At 66.3% G+C, this 17,862-nt stretch carries 17 protein-coding genes; 12 read left to right on the top strand and 5 right to left on the bottom strand.

Features of this window, described 5'->3' with window-relative positions; genetic code table 11:
* Positions 1-41 precede the first annotated feature (41 nt).
* Genes AC5Y4F_RS13075 through AC5Y4F_RS13045 form a run of 7 tightly spaced genes read left to right on the top strand, consistent with a single transcriptional unit; the run spans position 42 to position 6,363 of the window.
* Positions 42-821 (top strand): helix-turn-helix transcriptional regulator, encoded by a 780-nt coding sequence (locus AC5Y4F_RS13075; RefSeq protein WP_067940581.1) that lies wholly within the window; start codon positions 42-44, stop codon positions 819-821.
* Positions 818-2,266 carry a Fe-S cluster assembly protein SufB gene (gene sufB / locus AC5Y4F_RS13070; protein ID WP_067940578.1) on the top strand — a complete coding sequence of 483 codons (1,449 nt, stop codon included), beginning with the start codon at positions 818-820 and terminating at the stop codon, positions 2,264-2,266. The genes AC5Y4F_RS13075 and sufB overlap by 4 nt, the downstream gene beginning before the upstream one ends.
* On the top strand, positions 2,263-3,474 hold the full coding sequence (gene sufD, locus AC5Y4F_RS13065) for a Fe-S cluster assembly protein SufD (RefSeq protein ID WP_499997162.1): 1,212 nt from the start codon (positions 2,263-2,265) through the stop codon (positions 3,472-3,474). The genes sufB and sufD overlap by 4 nt, the downstream gene beginning before the upstream one ends.
* Positions 3,471-4,280 (top strand): Fe-S cluster assembly ATPase SufC, encoded by an 810-nt coding sequence (sufC, locus tag AC5Y4F_RS13060; protein ID WP_499997160.1) that lies wholly within the window; start codon positions 3,471-3,473, stop codon positions 4,278-4,280. The genes sufD and sufC overlap by 4 nt, the downstream gene beginning before the upstream one ends.
* A 1-nt stretch (position 4,281) precedes the next feature.
* A complete protein-coding gene (locus AC5Y4F_RS13055) occupies positions 4,282-5,544 on the top strand; it encodes a cysteine desulfurase (RefSeq protein ID WP_499997158.1) in 1,263 nt (420 codons plus the stop codon).
* Entirely contained in the window at positions 5,541-6,041 is a 501-nt protein-coding gene (gene sufU / locus AC5Y4F_RS13050) for a Fe-S cluster assembly sulfur transfer protein SufU (protein WP_156750250.1), read from the top strand. The genes AC5Y4F_RS13055 and sufU overlap by 4 nt, the downstream gene beginning before the upstream one ends.
* Complete coding sequence (locus tag AC5Y4F_RS13045) at positions 6,016-6,363, top strand: metal-sulfur cluster assembly factor (RefSeq protein WP_499997157.1); 348 nt, start codon at positions 6,016-6,018, stop codon at positions 6,361-6,363. The genes sufU and AC5Y4F_RS13045 overlap by 26 nt, the downstream gene beginning before the upstream one ends.
* Positions 6,364-6,412: 49 nt before the next feature.
* Here the strand turns inward: AC5Y4F_RS13045 and AC5Y4F_RS13040 are convergent, their stop codons facing one another.
* The 3 genes from AC5Y4F_RS13040 to AC5Y4F_RS13030 form a co-directional block, all read right to left on the bottom strand.
* Positions 6,413-7,174: a DUF5666 domain-containing protein gene (locus tag AC5Y4F_RS13040; RefSeq protein ID WP_499997156.1), complete on the bottom strand. Its 762-nt coding sequence runs from the start codon at positions 7,172-7,174 to the stop codon at positions 6,413-6,415.
* A gap of 98 nt (positions 7,175-7,272) precedes the next feature.
* Positions 7,273-8,061 (bottom strand): DUF5666 domain-containing protein, encoded by a 789-nt coding sequence (locus AC5Y4F_RS13035; RefSeq protein ID WP_197520573.1) that lies wholly within the window; start codon positions 8,059-8,061, stop codon positions 7,273-7,275.
* Between the two features lie 74 nt (positions 8,062-8,135).
* A complete protein-coding gene (locus tag AC5Y4F_RS13030) occupies positions 8,136-9,962 on the bottom strand; it encodes an acyl-CoA dehydrogenase (protein WP_067934977.1) in 1,827 nt (608 codons plus the stop codon).
* Between the two features lie 195 nt (positions 9,963-10,157).
* On the opposite strand from AC5Y4F_RS13030, the gene trxA reads away from it, so the two are divergent.
* From trxA to AC5Y4F_RS13010, 4 genes are all read left to right on the top strand, one after another.
* On the top strand, positions 10,158-10,493 hold the full coding sequence (gene trxA, locus AC5Y4F_RS13025; RefSeq protein ID WP_067349114.1) for a thioredoxin: 336 nt from the start codon (positions 10,158-10,160) through the stop codon (positions 10,491-10,493).
* Between the two features lie 84 nt (positions 10,494-10,577).
* Positions 10,578-11,387, top strand: a complete 810-nt coding sequence (locus AC5Y4F_RS13020; RefSeq protein WP_499997154.1) for an enoyl-CoA hydratase — start codon at positions 10,578-10,580, stop codon at positions 11,385-11,387.
* Positions 11,388-11,414: 27 nt separating this feature from the next.
* Entirely contained in the window at positions 11,415-13,052 is a 1,638-nt protein-coding gene (locus AC5Y4F_RS13015) for an ABC-F family ATP-binding cassette domain-containing protein (protein WP_499997150.1), read from the top strand.
* A 155-nt stretch (positions 13,053-13,207) separates the two neighbouring features.
* Complete coding sequence (locus AC5Y4F_RS13010; RefSeq protein ID WP_067934985.1) at positions 13,208-13,405, top strand: helix-turn-helix domain-containing protein; 198 nt, start codon at positions 13,208-13,210, stop codon at positions 13,403-13,405.
* A 38-nt stretch (positions 13,406-13,443) separates the two neighbouring features.
* Here AC5Y4F_RS13010 and AC5Y4F_RS13005 read toward each other — a convergent pair whose 3' ends face one another.
* A complete protein-coding gene (locus AC5Y4F_RS13005) occupies positions 13,444-14,025 on the bottom strand; it encodes a TetR/AcrR family transcriptional regulator (RefSeq protein WP_067934969.1) in 582 nt (193 codons plus the stop codon).
* 23 nt (positions 14,026-14,048) lie between these two features.
* Entirely contained in the window at positions 14,049-16,868 is a 2,820-nt protein-coding gene (locus AC5Y4F_RS13000) for an aconitate hydratase (protein ID WP_067934967.1), read from the bottom strand.
* 204 nt (positions 16,869-17,072) lie between these two features.
* Between AC5Y4F_RS13000 and AC5Y4F_RS12995 the strand changes: the two genes are divergently transcribed.
* Positions 17,073-17,654, top strand: coding sequence for an Rv1476 family membrane protein (locus AC5Y4F_RS12995; RefSeq protein WP_067934966.1), 582 nt, complete (start codon positions 17,073-17,075; stop codon positions 17,652-17,654).
* Positions 17,655-17,862 lie beyond the last annotated feature (208 nt).

Below are 17,862 nucleotides of genomic sequence, written 5' to 3'. Positions count from 1 at the left end.
CCTTGCTAGACCGATCCCCGGAATTGCGTCACACTGGTGTTGTGAAAATCCGAACCAGCCCCGATGGGGCCACTGGGGGCGGCGGCGTCGCTCCCGGCATGGCCGACGTCGGCGCACCGGTGCCGGATGGTCACACCCGCCGCGCGATCGTGCGCCTGCTGCTGGAGTCCGGATCGATCACCGCCGGTGAGATCGGTGGCCGGCTGGGTCTGGCGGCCGCCGGCGTGCGCCGCCACCTCGACGCCCTCATCGAGGCCGGCGACGCCGAGTCGACCGCGCCCGCGGCGTGGCAGCAGGTGGGACGCGGGCGTCCCGCCAAGCGCTATCGGCTCACCGCGGCCGGGCGGGCCAAGCTCGACCACGCCTACGACGACCTGGCGGCCGCGGCCATGCGGCAGCTCCGCGAGATCGGTGGTGAAGAGGCGGTGCAGGCCTTCGCCCGGCGGCGCATCGACACCATTTTGGCCGACGTTCCCGCGGCCGACAGCGCGGCCGACACCGACGTCGAGGCGACGGCCGACCGGATCGCCACCGCGCTGACCAAGGCCGGCTACGTCACCACCACCGCGCAGGTCGGCGGGCCGATCCATGGCGTGCAGATCTGCCAGCACCACTGCCCGGTGTCGCACGTCGCCGAGGAATTCCCCGAGCTGTGCGAGGCGGAACAGCACGCCATGGCCGAGGTGCTGGGGACGCACGTCCAGCGGTTGGCGACCATCGTCAACGGCGACTGCGCCTGCACCACGCACGTACCCCTGACTCAGGCGCCCAGCCCGCGCCATATGACCGACACCACGAGCATCAAAGGAGCGTCTCGATGACACTCACCCCCGAGGCCAGCAAGACGGCTACGGCGCCGCTGACTCAGGAAGAGGCGATCGCCTCGCTGGGGCGGTACGGCTACGGCTGGTCGGACTCCGACGTCGCCGGGGCCAGCGCCCAGCGCGGCCTGTCGCCGGCCGTCGTTCGCGACATCTCGGCGAAGAAGAACGAGCCCGAGTGGATGCTGCAGACGCGGTTGAAGGCGCTGCGCATCTTCGATCGCAAGCCGATGCCGGGGTGGGGCTCGAACCTGGAGGGCATCGACTTCGACAACATCAAGTACTTCGTGCGTTCGACGGAAAAGCAGGCAGCCTCGTGGGAGGACCTGCCCGAGGACATCCGCAACACCTATGACCGCCTGGGTATCCCGGAGGCCGAGAAGCAGCGTCTGGTCGCCGGCGTTGCGGCCCAATACGAATCCGAGGTGGTCTACCACCAGATCCGCGAGGATCTGGAGGCCCAGGGCGTCATCTTCCTCGACACCGACACCGGTCTGCGCGAGCACCCCGAGATCTTCCAGGAGTACTTCGGCACGGTGATCCCGGCCGGGGACAACAAGTTCTCGGCGTTGAACACCGCGGTGTGGAGCGGCGGGTCGTTCATCTACGTGCCGAAGGGGGTGCACGTCGACATCCCCTTGCAGGCCTACTTCCGGATCAACACCGAGAACATGGGCCAGTTCGAGCGGACGCTGATCATCGCCGACGAGGGCTCCTACGTGCACTACGTCGAAGGCTGCACCGCGCCCATCTACAAGTCGGACTCGCTGCACTCGGCGGTGGTCGAGATCATCGTGAAACCCAATGCGCGCGTTCGCTACACGACGATCCAGAACTGGTCGGGCAACGTCTACAACCTGGTCACCAAGCGGGCCCGCGCCGAGGCCGGCGCCACCATGGAGTGGATCGACGGCAACATCGGGTCGAAGGTCACCATGAAGTACCCGGCGGTCTGGATGACCGGCGAGCACGCCAAGGGCGAGGTGTTGTCGGTGGCATTCGCCGGCGAGGACCAGCACCAGGACACGGGTGCAAAGATGCTGCACCTGGCGCCCAACACGTCGAGCAACATCGTGTCCAAGTCCGTGGCGCGCGGCGGCGGCCGTACCTCCTACCGCGGGCTGGTGCAGGTGAACAAGGGCGCGCACGGATCGCGCTCCAGCGTGAAATGTGATGCGTTGCTGGTCGACACGATCAGCCGCAGCGACACCTACCCCTACGTCGACATCCGCGAGGACGACGTCACCATGGGCCACGAGGCCACCGTGTCCAAGGTCAGCGAGAACCAGCTGTTCTACCTGATGAGCCGCGGCCTGACCGAGGACGAGGCGATGGCCATGGTGGTCCGCGGCTTCGTCGAGCCGATCGCCAAAGAGCTGCCGATGGAGTATGCGCTGGAGCTCAACCGCCTGATCGAGCTGCAGATGGAGGGCGCTGTCGGATGACCGCCGACAACGTGACTTCAGCTTTGGAGAAGCCGTCGAAGGGGAGTTCGCTTACCGGATTGAATAAGGGGGAGCTGTTCTCCTCGTTCGATGTGGACGCGTTCGAGGTCCCGCACGGTCGCGACGAAATCTGGCGGTTCACCCCGTTGCGCCGGCTGCGGGGGCTGCACGACGGCTCGGCGCGCGCCACCGGCAAAGCCGAGATCAGCGTCAGCGAACAGCCCGGCGTGCGGGTCGAGACCGTACGCCGCGGCGACGAGCGGCTCGGCCAGGGCGGCGTACCGACCGACCGGGTTGCCGCCCAAGCGTTTTCGTCGTTCAACTCAGCAACCCTGATCACCGTCGAGCGCGACACCCGAGTCGCCGAGCCGATCGGTGTCACCGTCAACGGGCCCGGCGAGGGCGCGGTGGCCTACGGGCACCTGCAGATCCGGGTGGCCGAGCTCGCCGAGGCGGTCGTCGTCATCGACCAGCGGGGCAGCGGAACCCTGGCCGACAACGTCGAATTCGTCGTCGACGACGCCGCCCGGCTCACCGTGGTGTGGCTCGCCGACTGGGCCGATGACGCCGTGCACGTCAGCATGCATCACGCCAAGCTAGGCAAGGACGCGGTGCTGCGCCACGTCGCCGTCACGCTCGGCGGCGAGGTGGTGCGGATGACCGCCAACGTGCGGTATCTGGGCACCGGCGGCGACGTCGAGCTGCTCGGCCTGTACTTCGCCGACGACGGGCAGCACCTGGAGTCGCGGCTGCTGGTGGACCACGCCCAGCCCGACTGCAAGTCGAACGTGTTGTACAAGGGTGCGCTGCAAGGTGATCCGCACTCCGCGCTGCCCGACGCGCGCACCGTCTGGATCGGCGACGTGTTGATCCGCGCCGAAGCCACCGGCACCGACACCTTCGAGGTGAACCGCAACCTGGTGCTGACCGACGGGGCACGCGCCGACTCGGTGCCCAACCTGGAGATCGAGACGGGTGAGATCATCGGGGCCGGACATGCCAGCGCCACCGGCCGTTTCGACGACGAGCAACTGTTTTACCTACGTTCCCGCGGCATCCCCGAGGAGCAGGCGCGCCGCCTGGTGATCCGCGGCTTCTTCGCCGAGATCATCTCCAAGATCGCGGTGCCCGAGATCCGGGAACGCCTGACCGCAGCCATCGAACACGAACTGGCCATAACGGAAAAGACGGAAACAGCAACCTCATGACCACTTTGGAAATCAAAGATCTGCACGTCAGCGTCGTCAACCCGAACGCCGCCGAGTCCGAGCGCGAGATCCCCATCCTCAACGGCGTCGACCTGACGGTGAAATCCGGTGAGACACACGCATTGATGGGCCCCAACGGTTCGGGCAAGTCGACGCTGTCCTACGCCATCGCCGGCCACCCCAAGTACACGGTGACCTCTGGCTCCATCACGCTGGACGGTCAGGACGTGCTGGCGATGAGCATCGACGAGCGCGCCCGGGCCGGAATCTTTCTGGCCATGCAGTATCCCGTCGAGGTGCCCGGCGTCTCGGTGTCCAATTTCTTGCGCTCGGCGGCGACCGCCGTGCGCGGGGAGGCCCCGAAGCTGCGGCACTGGGTCAAAGAGGTCAAGGCGGCGATGAGCTCGCTCGAGATCGATCCCGCCTTCGCCGAGCGCAGCGTCAACGAGGGTTTCTCCGGCGGCGAGAAGAAGCGCCACGAGATCCTGCAGCTGGAACTGCTCAAGCCCAAGATCGCCATCCTCGACGAGACCGACTCGGGACTCGACGTCGACGCGCTGCGGGTGGTCAGCGAGGGTGTGAACCGTTATGCGGAGACCGGCTGGGACGATGGCACCGGCCAGCCGGTGCGTGGCGGCATTTTGCTGATCACGCACTACACCCGCATTCTGCGCTACATCCACCCCGAATACGTGCACGTGTTCGTCGGCGGGCGCATCGCCGAATCCGGCGGTTCGGAGCTGGCCGACGAGCTCGAGCAGAACGGCTACGTCCGCTTTTCCCAAGCGGCGGCAACCGGAGCCTGACATGGCGACATCCTCCGCGGCGGTCTCACCCCTGGATGTCGCGGCCATCCGCGCCGATTTCCCGATCCTCAAGCGCGTCATGCGCGGCGGAAATCCGCTGGCATATTTGGATTCCGGCGCGACATCGCAGCGGCCGCTGCAGGTACTCGACGCCGAGCGCGAATTCCTGCTCACCTCCAACGGCGCGGTGCACCGCGGTGCGCACCAGCTGATGGAGGAGGCCACCGACGCCTACGAGCAGGGGCGGGCGGACATCGCGGCGTTCGTGGGCGCCGAGTGCGACGAGCTGGTGTTCACCAAGAACGCCACCGAAGCGCTCAACCTGGTGTCGTATGTGCTGGGGGACAAGCGTTTCGAGCGTGCTGTCGGACCGGGCGACATCATCGTCACCACCGAACTCGAGCACCACGCCAACCTGGTTCCGTGGCAGGAACTCGCCCGGCGCACCGGGGCGACCCTGCGCTGGTACGGCGTCACGGACGACGGGCGCATCGACCTCGACTCACTGGAGCTCGACGAACGCGTCAAAGTCGTCGCCTTCACCCATCATTCGAACGTGACCGGCACGGTGGCGCCGGTCGCCGAGCTGGTCAGTCGGGCGCGGGCGGTGGGCGCGCTGACCGTGCTGGACGCCTGCCAGTCGGTGCCGCATCAGCCGGTCGACTTCCACGCGCTCGATGTGGACTTCGCGGCCTTCTCAGGACATAAGATGCTGGCCCCCAACGGCATCGGCGTTCTTTATGGCCGCCGTCAGCTGCTGTCGGCCCTGCCGCCGTTCTTGACCGGCGGCTCGATGATCGAAGCCGTGACCATGGAGGCATCGACCTACGCGGTGGTGCCGCAGCGGTTCGAGGCCGGCACTCCGATGACGTCGCAGGTAGTCGGATTGGGCGCGGCCACCCGTTACCTCAGCGCCATCGGCATGGTGGCCGTGCAGGCCCACGAGCACCAGCTGGTCGCCGCGGCCATCGACGGGCTATCCGGCATCGATGCCGTGCGCATCCTCGGCCCGACGTCCATGGAGAACCGCGCCTCGCCGGTGTCTTTCGTGGTCGACGGCGTGCACGCGCACGACGTCGGGCAGGTGCTCGACGACGAGGGCGTCGCGGTGCGCGTGGGTCACCACTGCGCCATGCCGCTGCACCGCCGGTTCGGCGTGGCGGCCACCGCTCGGGCCTCATTCGCGGTGTACAACACCTCCGAGGAGGTGGAGCGTCTGGTTGCCGGTGTGCGCCGCGCTCTGGATTTCTTTGGGAGAGGCTGACATTGCGTCTCGAGCAGATGTATCAGGACGTGATCCTGGACCACTACAAGCACCCGCAGCATCGCGGGCTGCGGGAGCCGTTCGGCGCCGAGGTGTTCCATGTCAACCCGGTCTGCGGTGACGAGGTCACGCTGCGGGTCACGCTGTCCGAGGACGGTGAAACGGTTGCCGACGTGTCCTATGACGGGCAGGGTTGCTCGATCAGCCAGGCGGCGACCTCGGTGCTCACCCAGCAGGTGATCGGTCAAAGCGTCGGCGAGGCGCTCAAGACCATCGCAGCGTTCACCGAGATGGTGTCCTCCCGCGGCGCCATCGAGGGCGACGAGGACGTGCTGGGCGACGGGATTGCGTTCGCCGGGGTGGCCAAATACCCAGCACGGGTGAAATGCGCCCTGTTGGGGTGGATGGCGTTCAAAGATGCTTTGGCCAAAGCTTATTCGGGCCAGGACGCGGACCTTCAGGAGGATACAGATGAGCGACACCACCGCGCGGGATGACGAATTCCTTGCCGACCTCGAGGAAGCGATGCGTGACGTCGTAGACCCCGAACTCGGCATCAACGTCGTCGATCTCGGGCTTGTCTACGGGCTGAACGTCGAGGCGGGCGACGACGGAACCGTTGCTCTCATCGACATGACGCTGACGTCGGCGGCCTGCCCGCTGACCGACGTCATTGAAGACCAGTCGCGCAGTGCGTTGGTGGGGGCAGGCTTGGTCGACGACCTGCGGATCAACTGGGTGTGGAACCCGCCGTGGGGTCCGGACAAGATCACCGAGGAGGGCCGCGAGCAATTGCGCGCCCTCGGCTTCACCGTCTGAGTCCGCTCGGTTCCCACGCCTGTGGCGCGGCCGCGGCTTTCGGCGTGGCCTAGAGGTGGATGTGCGGGAGATGGGGCAGATGCAGGTGGTGGTGTGGGTGCCCCATCGGGGGGCACGTCTCCACGCTGATCATCGCCGCGTGCAGGACGCCGCCATCCTGAGTTCCTTGGGCCCCAATGCATTTACCGTTCGTGATCGCCTGGGTATCCGACGGCGTCTGCCGCTGGTATGAGGTCGAGTCGGCGACGGTCACGTTGGTGGAGGCGCCCGGGCCGCCGGGGCCCAAACCGTTGACGGCGATGGTGTTGCCCGAGACCGAGGCGACCGTGCCGTAGAACCCGGCCGGAGGTGGGCACTTGCCGTCCGCGGACTGGGTGACCGTTACCGCCTGGGCGGTGATCGCACCCGGAGGCGGCGCGCTCTGCGGGGTGGCTTTGATGTTGACGCAACTGCCGGGCGTCACATCGGTCAGCTTCGCCGGGGTGACGTCGACGACCCTGGTCTGGGGTGTGTAGTCAACCGTCGCCGACCCGGTTCGCGTGCGGAGCGCGACCGTGCCATTCGAATTCGACTGCACCATGCCCTCGACGTAGTCCTTCCCGATCGGAGGGGGTGGCGGGGGCGGTGGTGGTGGGGCAGCGCTGGGCGCCGCGCTCGGCGGGGCAGCCGTGACTGCCGGTGGCGCGCTGTTGTTGGATGTGTCGTGCGAGGAGGCACACATGGCCACCCACACCGCGACGAAGGCGATGACGGCGCCGAGCGCGATCTGCGTCCGCCGGGTTTTCAACGATAAGGCAGGCACAGATCTCATCTCCGATCACACGTTCGCCGCCATCGGCAATCATCCCCGCCGGTGCGGTTTCACGCCGCTCCCCGGCGGGGCGGCAATCTCAGTCGGCCCGAGCCGGGTCAGCCGCCCTGGCCGGGCTGCTTGGGCTTACCGCATTTGCCGTCAACGGCCTGTCGTAGCTTGATGCTCGTGGCCTGCAGCGCGCCGCTGTTGTCCTGAGTTCCGCGCGCGAGCAGGCATTTGCCCGGCGTGATCGCGTCGGTGTTGGCCGACGACTGCTTGCTGTATTTGGTCTTGTCATCGACCGTCACGGTCGTTTGCTTGGTGTTGCCGCTGGGATCGGTGTTGGTCAGATTGATGGTGTTACCGGACACCGACGCCACCGAGCCCCGGACCCAGGCCGGCTTCGCGGGCGCCTGCGACGGCGGGAGGGACGGCGGCGTAGTGGTCGAACCGCCGGGTGCCGACTGCGGCGGTTTGGGGCACGCACCGTTGACGGACTCGCTGATCTTCACCGACGCGGCAGTGACCACCTGCCCGGGTGCCGATCCCTCGGTCGGCTTCACGCTGACGCAGCTGCCCGGGGTGACGTCCGGCAGCCCGGCCGGTACGGCCTCGGTGATCTTGGTGGTCGAGGTGAAGTTGACCGACGCGGTTGCGTTGTCTTCCTTGGTGACCTGAATGGAGTTGCCCGCCACCGAGGCGATCAGACCGCTGACGCGTGCTTCGGCGTTAGGGGTGGCCGACGTGGTGGTCGGCGTAACCGTGGACGTCGAGGTTGAGGTGGATGTGGAGGTTGAGGTGGAATTGTTCGAAGAGCCGCATGCGGTCAGGGACAATGCGGTGGCTCCCGCGACGGCGCACACCGCTAGCCGCGCGAGCCGGGGAACTTGGCAGCTGGCAGACATCAACGTTTCTCCATTCGTCGGTTTAAAGCCAACGCAATGGTTTACCCGTTTAACCTGTGCCTAACCTGTGGCCCTCAGAACGCCTCTTCGGCCAGGTTCATGATTTCGTCGTCGATGGCCTCGATGACGCCGCGCAACGAGGTCAGCTGCGGCAGCATGTTCTTGGCGAAGAACCCGGCGGTCGCGATCTTGCCCCGGTAGAACGCTTCGTCACGCCCGGCGCCGTCAGCCAGCGCGCGGGTGGCGACGTCGGCCTGCGCCAAAAGTCGCCAACCGATCAGCAGATCGCCGACCGCGAGCAGAAAGCGGACCGATGCCAGGCCCACCTTGTAAATCTCGCCTGGTTGCTGCGCCGCGGACATCAGGTAGCCGGTCAACGCACCCGTCATCGCCGTCACGTCGTCGTACGCGGTCTGCACCAGCTGGGCGATCGGCTTGAGCGCCTCGTCGCATTTGTCGATGGTCGCCGTGATCTGAGTCGTCAAGAACTGCAGGGCCTCACCCCGGTCGCGCACGATCTTGCGGAAGAAGAAGTCGAGCGCCTGGATGGCGGTGGTGCCCTCGTAGAGCGAATCGATCTTGGAATCGCGGATGTACTGCTCGAGCGGATAGTCGGTCAGGAAACCCGAACCGCCCAGTGTTTGCAGCGACTCGGTCAGCACCTCGTAGGCCCGCTCCGAGCTCACCCCCTTGACGATCGGCAGCAGCAGATCGTCGACCCGGTGCGCCATGTCGTGATCGGCACCCGAAACCCGTTGCGCAACCACGTCATCCTGATGAGCCGCGGCGTACATGTAGAGCGCCCGCAGGCCCTCGGCGTACGCCTTCTGGGTCATCAGGCTGCGGCGCACGTCGGGGTGATGGATGATGGTCACCCGCGGCGCGGTCTTGTCGGACATCTGCGTCATGTCCGCGCCCTGTACGCGCTCCTTAGCGAAGGCCAGTGCGTTCAGGTAACCCGTGGACAGGGTGCCGGTAGCTTTGACACCGATCGTCATGCGCGCGTGCTCGATTATGGTGAACATCTGCGAGATGCCGCGGTGCACGTCGCCGACGAGGTAACCGACGGCGGGCACATCCGTTGCGCCGAAAGTCAATTCGCAGGTGGGGGAGGACTTGATGCCCATCTTGTGTTCCACGCCCGTCACGTAAACCCCGTTGCGGGGGCCGAGTTCGAAGGTGTCCGGATCGAACAGGAAGTTGGGCACGTAGAACAGGCTCAGGCCTTTGGTGCCCGGTCCGGCGCCCTCGGGACGGGCGAGCACCAGGTGGAAGATGTTCTCGGCGGTATCACCCACGTCGCCCCCCGAGATGAAGCGCTTGACGCCCTCGATGTGCCATGTGCCGTCGGGTTGTTCGATGGCCTTGGCGCGGCCGGCGCCGACATCGGAGCCCGCGTCGGGTTCGGTGAGCACCATGGTGGCCGCCCAGCCCCGCTCCACGCCATGAGCGGCCCATTGCCGCTGCTGCTCGCTGCCCTCGACGTACAACGCGTTAGACATGACCGGGCCCAGATTGAAGAAATTCGCTGAAGGGTTGGCGCAGATCAGCATTTCGTTGACCGCCCACGCTAGCGGGGGCGGGACGGCCATGCCGCCGATCTCTTCGGCCAGGCCCAGCCGCCACCAGCCGGCCTCCTTGAGCGCTGCCACCGTCTTGACCAGCTCGTCGGGCACGGTGATTTTGTGCTCGGCCGGGTCGAATACCGGCGGATTGCGGTCGGCGAAGGCGAAGGATTCGGCTACCGGGCCTTCGGCAAGGCGCGCGGCTTCGGCCAAAATGGTACGGACCGTGTCCTCGTCGAGGTCGCTGTAGCCGCCGGTGCCCAGGACGGCGCCGACACCGAGCACCTCGAAGAGGTTGAACTCGATATCACGGACGTTAGCGATGTAGTGGCTCAAGGCGATTCCCTCACTGGTCCTCGAGGCGGCGGATCGTCAGCTCAGTCTGTCCGACGCGGGAAAACGTACGCAACCGTAACCAGCGACGGCCGGTAGGGCGCCGCGCGCCGGTAGCTGTCCGCGCGCCGGTGGCCCGTATGCCCAACTCCAGGCGCATCGGGGAACACCGGGTCGGCACCGGGCGTTACAGCAAATGTGACAACACTTGATCTCACGGCTGAGAAGTTCAACGAAACCATCGAGGGCAACGACATCGTGCTCGTCGACTTCTGGGCGTCCTGGTGCGGTCCGTGCCGCCAGTTCGGCCCAACTTTTGCGGCGTCGGCGGAGAAGCACCCCGACATCGTGCACGCCAAAGTGGACACGGAGGCCGAGCAACAGTTGGCCGCGGCCGCCCAGATCCGGTCCATCCCCACGCTGATGGCCTTCAAGAAGGGCAAACTGCTGTTCAACCAGCCCGGAGCGCTGCCGCCGGCCGCGCTGGAGGATCTGGTCCAGCAAGTCCGGGCGTTCGACGTGTCAGAAGTCTAGGGCCGCCGCGGCCCGGCACGCCGAATGGCGTTCAAGGGCGCGCTGTGCGCGGAAGCACGGTTAGCTACGCGCTAGGTTGCATGGGTGAGTTTGGTACTGGTAGAGCATCCGCGGCCCGGCGTTGCTCTGATAACACTGAATCGGCCCGAGCGGATGAACTCGATGGCGTTCGACGTCATGGTTCCGCTCAAACAGGCCCTGGAAAAGGTCACCTACGACAATTCGGTGCGGGTGGTGGTGCTGACCGGGGCGGGTCGCGGTTTTTCCTCCGGCGCCGATCACAAGTCCGCGGGCTCGGTGCCCCACGTTGAGGGGCTGACCCGTCCCACCTATGCGCTGCGCTCCATGGAGATCCTCGACGAGGTCATCCTGGCGCTGCGCCGGTTGCACCAACCGGTGATCGCCGCGGTCAACGGCCCCGCCATTGGCGGCGGCTTGTGCCTGGCCCTGGCCGCCGACATTCGGGTGGCTTCGACCAGCGCGTACTTTCGCGCCGCCGGCATCAACAACGGGCTGACCGCCAGCGAGCTGGGCCTGTCCTACCTGTTGCCGCGAGCCATCGGCTCGTCGCGTGCGTTCGAGATCATGCTGACCGGTCGCGATGTCACCGTGGAGGAGGCCGAGCGCATCGGGCTGGTGTCCTGCCAAGTGCCCGAAGAGCAGCTGCTGGACACCTGCTACGCCATCGCCGCGCGGATAGCGGCCTTCTCGCGGCCGGGCATCGAGTTGACCAAGCGCACGCTGTGGAGTGGACTGGACGCCGGTAGCCTGGAAGGGCACATGCAAGCCGAAGGCTTGGGACAGCTTTTCGTCCGCCTGCTCACCGCCAACTTCGAAGAAGCGGTTGCCGCGCGCGCAGAACGTCGACCACCGGTGTTCACCGACGACCAATAAGCCTTTGTTCAACCAAGGAGAGCGATCGTGATCACGGCCACGGACCTCGAGGTCCGCGCTGGCGCGCGCATCCTGCTCTCGCCGGACGGCCCCGATCTGCGCGTGCAGCCGGGCGATCGCATCGGGCTGGTGGGCCGCAACGGCGCCGGTAAGACGACCACCCTGCGCATCCTGGCGGGGGAGACCGAACCGTATGCCGGGGCGATCAACCGTGGCGGCGAAATCGGTTATCTCCCACAGGATCCCAAAGAGGGCGATCTCGATGTGCTGGCGCGTGACCGAGTCTTGTCGGCCCGCGGGCTCGACGTTTTGCTGACCGATCTGGAAAAGCAGCAGGCGTTGATGGCCGAGGTCGCCGACGACGACGCCCGCGACCGCGCGATCCGCCGGTACGGACAGCTGGAGGAGCGTTTCGTCGCCCTTGGCGGTTACGGTGCGGAAAGCGAAGCGAGCCGCATCTGCGCGAGTCTCGGCCTGCCGGAACGGGTGCTGACGCAGCAGCTACGCACCCTGTCCGGCGGGCAGCGCCGCCGGGTGGAACTGGCGCGCATCCTGTTCGCGGCGTCGGAAGGCGGCGCTGGGATGTCGGGTTCGTCGACCACGCTGCTGCTCGACGAGCCGACCAACCACCTGGACGCGGATTCCATCGGCTGGCTGCGGGATTTCCTGCGCGCGCACACCGGTGGGCTGGTGATCATCAGTCACAACGTCGAACTGCTCGCCGACGTCGTCAACCGGGTGTGGTTCCTGGATGCGGTGCGCGGCGAGGTCGACGTCTACAACATGACGTGGCAGAAGTATCTCGACGCGCGGGCCACCGATGAGCAGCGCCGGCGCCGGGAGCGCGCGAACGCCGAACGCAAGGCCGCCGCGCTGCGCTCACAGGCCGCCAAGCTCGGCGCGAAAGCCACCAAAGCCGTTGCCGCGCAAAACATGTTGCGCCGCGCCGACCGGATGATGGCCGTGCTCGACGACGAGCGGGTGGCCGACAAGGTGGCCCGCATCAAGTTCCCCAACCCGGCCGCATGCGGGCGCACGCCGCTGGTGGCCACCGGGCTGAGCAAGTCCTACGGCTCGCTGGAGGTGTTCACCGGTGTCGACCTGGCAATCGACCGGGGCTCGCGGGTGGTGGTGCTGGGCCTCAACGGCGCCGGCAAGACCACCCTGCTGAGAATCCTGGCCGGCACCGAGGCCCCCGACACCGGAGCACTCGAGCCCGGGCACGGCCTGCGGATCGGCTACTTCGCTCAGGAACACGACACGCTCGACAACGATGCGACCGTGTGGGAGAACATCCGCCACGCCGCGCCGGATTCGGGTGAGCAGGATCTGCGCGGTCTGCTGGGCGCATTCATGTTCAGCGGGCCCCAACTCGACCAGCCGGCGGGCACCCTGTCCGGCGGTGAGAAGACCCGCCTGGCGCTGGCCGGTTTGGTGGCGTCGGCCGCCAACGTGCTGTTGCTCGACGAGCCGACGAACAACCTCGACCCGGCCTCGCGCGAGCAGGTGCTCGACGCGCTGCGCAGCTACCAGGGCGCGGTGGTCTTGGTGACGCACGACCCCGGTGCCGCCGAGGCCCTCGACCCACAGCGCGTCGTTCTCTTGCCCGACGGCACCGAAGACTTCTGGTCCGAGGAGTATCGGGATCTCATCGAGCTGGCCTGAATTGATGGCGGCGACCCGCTTCGCCCGGCTGCGCCGCGCTCGCGATCGCCACGACTTCGCGTGCGATTTGGCGAAATCGGCCCGCCGTCGACGGCGGCTTTTTACTCTGGGTGCTTGCGATCGTGTCCCGCGTCGGAGGAGCCATGAAGAGAACGCTGCAAAGGTCGGTCAAGACACGCGACCAGTTGTTGAACGAGCTGCGCCACGCTTACGAAGGCGGAGCCAGTATTCGCAGCCTGGTCGCCAAGACCGGCAGGTCGTATGGGTCCATTCATAGTTTGTTGCGGGAATCGGGCACCACGATGCGCAGCCGCGGCGGCCCCAACCGGACCGCCAAAACCACGCGGGCGTAGCGACACTGCGGAACCACATCCCCTGGTTCGCAGTGGCGTTACGCTTGCTTCTCAGAATCGTTGCGGCGCACCGAATTCTCCACCAGGTCGAGAACCGCGGATAACCGCTGCGGGTCCTCGCCCGACGCCGACCGGGCCACCAGGCCGTCGAGCACCAATTCCAGATAGCATTGCAGCACGTCGCTGGGCACGTCGTCGCGCACCCGGTGTGCCTGGGTCTGCCGGCGCAGCCGATCGGTGGTTGCCGCCGCCAGCTCGGCGGAGCGCTCCGCCCAGCCCTGGCTGAATGCGGGATCGTTGCGCAGCTTGCGGGCGATCTCCAATCTGGTGGCCAGCCAATCGAACTGGTCCGGCGCGGCCAGCATGTCGCGCATCACCTGGATGAGTCCCGCGCGGGAAGCTACGTCGGCCATCCGCTCGGCGTCCTCATGGGCGAGGGCGAAGAACAGCGCATCCTTGTCCCGGAAGTGGTGGAAGATGGCGCCGCGCGACATCCCGATCGCCTTCTCCAATCGGCGCACGGTGGCTTTGTCGTAGCCGTATTCGGCGAAGCAACGGCGGGCGCCGTCGAGGATCTGGCGGCGGCGAGCCGCCAGATGGTCCTCGCTGACCTTGGGCACGGGTGACTGGACTCGGGTAGCGGCTAGCCGGACTTGAGCATGTTGCGCAGCACGTATTGCAGGATGCCGCCGTTACGGTAGTAGTCGGCCTCACCGGGGGTGTCGATGCGCACCACCGCATCGAACTCGACTGCGTCCCCGCCGGAATCCTTGCTCGCCTTGACGTGCACGGTCTTCGGCGTCTTGCCGTTGTTGAGCTCTTCGATCCCGGTGATGTCGAACACCTCGGTGCCGTCCAGCCCCAGATCCTTGGCCGACTTCCCGTCGGGGAACTGCAACGGGATCACGCCCATGCCGATCAGGTTGGAGCGGTGAATCCGCTCGAACGACTCGGCGATCACGGCGCGAACGCCCAGCAGCCGCGTTCCCTTGGCGGCCCAGTCCCGTGACGAGCCCGACCCGTACTCCTTGCCGCCCAGCACTACCAGCGGAATGTCTTGTGCCGCATAGTTTTGCGCTGCGTCATAGATGAACGCCTGGGGTGCGCCATCCTGGGTGAAGTCGCGGGTGTAGCCGCCGGATACGTCGTCGAGCAGCAGGTTGCGCAACCTGATGTTGGCGAACGTGCCGCGGATCATCACCTCGTGATTACCGCGCCGGGAGCCAAAAGAGTTGTAGTCCTTGCGCTCCACGCCGTGCTCGTCGAGGTACTGCGCCGCCGGGGTGCCCGGCTTGATGCTGCTGGCGGGGGAGATGTGGTCGGTGGTCACCGAATCGCCCAGCAGCGCCAGCACCCTGGCGCCGGTGATGTCGGCGACCGGCTCGGGCTCGGCCGGCATGCCTTCGAAATACGGCGGCTTACGCACGTACGTCGAGTCGGCGTCCCACTCAAAGGTGTTGCCGCTCGGGGTGGGCAGGTTGCGCCACCGCTCATCGCCCTTGAACACGTCGCCGTAGTTTTTGGTGAACATCTCGGAGTTGATTGCCGAGGCGATGGTGTCGGAGACGTCCTTCTGCGAGGGCCAGATGTCTTTCAGGAAGACGTCATTGCCTTCTTTATCTTTGCCCAGCGGCTGCGACTCGAAGTCGAAGTCCATGGTGCCGGCCAGCGCATAGGCGACCACCAGCGGCGGCGATGCCAGGTAGTTCATCTTGACATCGGGGTTGATGCGGCCCTCGAAGTTCCGGTTGCCCGAGAGCACGGCCGTCACCGACAGGTCGTTGTCGTTGATGGCCTTCGATATTTCGTCGGGCAGCGGACCGGAGTTGCCGATGCAGGTGGTGCACCCGTAGCCGACCAGGTAGAAGCCGAGCTTCTGCAAATACGGCCACAGGCCGGCCTTGTCGTAGTAGTCGTTGACCACCTGCGAGCCGGGCGCCATGGTGGTCTTCACCCAGGGCTTTGACGTCAGTCCCTTCTCGACGGCGTTGCGCGCCAACAGCGCGGCGCCCAGCATCACTTCGGGGTTGGAGGTGTTGGTGCACGACGTGACCGCGGCGATCACCACCGCCCCGTGGTCGAGGACGAATTCGCCTCGCTCGTCGGATTTCACCGTGACGGGGTTACTCGGGCGACCCTTGGCATGCGCGGCCGCCGAGTGCACTTCGGGAACGTCGTCGGCATGTCCGTTCGACACCGCGCCGGGGTCGCTGGCCGGGAAGGTCTCCTCGACCGACTCGTCGAGCTTCGAGTAGCCCTGCTGGCCGTGCTTGTCACCATCGACGTAGCCGAGGATCTGCTCGCGGAAGGTGGACTTGGCGGCCGACAGGGCGATTCGGTCCTGGGGACGCTTGGGTCCGGCGATCGACGGCACCACCGTGGAGAGGTCGAGTTCGAGGTACTCCGAGAACGCGGGCTCGTGGTCGGGGTCGTGCCACAGCCCCTGCTCTTTGGCGTAGGCCTCCACGAGTGCCAGTTGCCGCTCGGTGCGGCCGGTGAACTTCAGGTAGGAGATGGTCTCTTCGTCGATCGGGAAAATGGCTGCAGTGGAACCGAATTCGGGGCTCATGTTACCCAGCGTGGCCCGGTTGGCCAGCGGCACTTCCGACACGCCCTTGCCGTAGAACTCGACGAACTTGCCGACGACGCCGTGCTTGCGCAGCATCTCGGTGACGGTCAGCACGACGTCGGTGGCCGTGACGCCTGCCTGGATCTCACCGGTCAGCTTGAAGCCGACGACCCGCGGGATCAGCATCGACACCGGCTGGCCCAGCATCGCGGCCTCGGCCTCGATACCGCCGACGCCCCAGCCCAGCACGCCCAGGCCGTTGACCATCGTGGTGTGCGAGTCGGTTCCCACACAGGTGTCGGGGTAGGCAACCCCGTCGCGTTCCATCACCACACTGGCCAGGTACTCGATGTTGACCTGGTGGACGATGCCGGTGCCCGGGGGCACCACCTTGAAGTCCTGGAAAGCGCCCTGGCCCCAGCGCAGGAACTGATAGCGCTCGCCGTTGCGCTGGTATTCGATCTCGACGTTGCGCTCGAACGCGTCGGCGGTGCCGAACAGGTCGGCGATCACCGAGTGGTCGATCACCAAGTCCGCGGGCGCCAGCGGGTTGACCTTCTCGGGCTTGCCGCCGAGGTCGGCGATGGCCTCGCGCATGGTAGCCAGGTCCACGATGCACGGCACACCGGTGAAGTCCTGCATCACCACGCGGGCGGGCGTGTACTGGATCTCAACGCTGGGCTCCGCCTTGGGATCCCAGTTCGCGATGGCCTCGATGTGGTCTTTGGTGATGTTGCTGCCGTCCTCATTGCGCAACAGGTTCTCGGCCAGCACCTTGAGGCTGTAGGGCAGTTTCTCGGTATTCGGGACGGCGTCGAGACGATAGATCTGGTAACTCCGGTCGCCAACCTCGAGGGTGTCGCGGGCTTCGAACGAGTTCACGGAATCAGTCACTTCAACTCCCAGAGTCTTTAGTTCTCCCACCGCGACGGGCCGGCGTCGGCGGGGTCGTCCAAACGATGAGGCCGACTTTAACAGTACGCTTGTCCTGCATAACGCCGGCACTCCCGATGACAGTCTCGTCGCCGCCGCCGCCGGTTTAAACCCTCGATGGTGAAGTCGCGTACGGTGCCTCTAGCACTACCGCAGGAGGCGCAGATGACCGGGCACGCTTCGTTCGTTGCACCGCAGGACACCGGGTTCTCCCACCCGGTGCTGCCGCTTTACATTCCGGTGGACGTCGACATGGCCATGGTGAAGGCTCAGGTCGCCGCGACCGGGGTCAGCGCGCCGCCGGCGGCAATGCCGGGCCTGCTCGAGGTGGTGAACCACGCGCATGCCGAGGGCATCAACCTCAAGATCGTGCTGCTCGACCACAACCCCCCGAACGACACCCCGCTGCGCGACATCTCGACGGTCGTCGGTGCGGACTATCACGACGCGACGGTGCTGACGCTCAGCCCGAGCTACGTCGGCAGCTACAGCACGCAGTTCCCCCGCGTCACCCTCGAGGCCGGTGAGGACAACGCCAAGACCGGTAACCCGGTCGTCTCCGCGCAGCATTTCCTGCACGAGCTCGACACGCCCGAATTTCCCTGGACCGGCCTGACGATTTTCCTGTTGATCGCTGTCTTCGCTGCAGCCGTCGGCACCCGGTTGTTGCAGTTGCGTAGCAAGCGCTCAGCAACATCGGACGACACCACGGCAGCCACCGTCGCCGACCCCAATACCCCCGTCTAGCCACAGACATTCGCTTCTTCGGGTTCCGTCAACGAACCGTCGCGACCTCCCTCGGCAAACCAGGTAGGTCACCGTTCGGTCACATTAAACGCACGTAGAGAGTGCGATTTCGGCGGAGCGTTTGCAGGCCCACTAGTGTGACGTACGGTGCAAATGATGCTGGTGTTGTCTTTGGCGCCTTTCGGGGAATCTGTGGCTGGCGCCACCC

The organism is Mycobacterium sp. NGS56 (assembly GCF_059812425.1).
This window is presented reverse-complemented; position numbering and strand designations above follow the sequence as displayed.

Coding starts and splice junctions, on each gene's coding strand:
- AC5Y4F_RS13040 (WP_499997156.1), bottom strand. CDS start 7,174: ATGAGATCTGTGCCTGCCTTATCGTTGAAAACCCGGCGGACGCAGATC.
- AC5Y4F_RS12995 (WP_067934966.1), top strand. CDS start 17,073: ATGACCGGGCACGCTTCGTTCGTTGCACCGCAGGACACCGGGTTCTCC.
- sufC (WP_499997160.1), top strand. CDS start 3,471: ATGACCACTTTGGAAATCAAAGATCTGCACGTCAGCGTCGTCAACCCG.
- sufD (WP_499997162.1), top strand. CDS start 2,263: ATGACCGCCGACAACGTGACTTCAGCTTTGGAGAAGCCGTCGAAGGGG.
- AC5Y4F_RS13045 (WP_499997157.1), top strand. CDS start 6,016: ATGAGCGACACCACCGCGCGGGATGACGAATTCCTTGCCGACCTCGAG.
- AC5Y4F_RS13055 (WP_499997158.1), top strand. CDS start 4,282: ATGGCGACATCCTCCGCGGCGGTCTCACCCCTGGATGTCGCGGCCATC.
- sufB (WP_067940578.1), top strand. CDS start 818: ATGACACTCACCCCCGAGGCCAGCAAGACGGCTACGGCGCCGCTGACT.
- AC5Y4F_RS13035 (WP_197520573.1), bottom strand. CDS start 8,061: ATGTCTGCCAGCTGCCAAGTTCCCCGGCTCGCGCGGCTAGCGGTGTGC.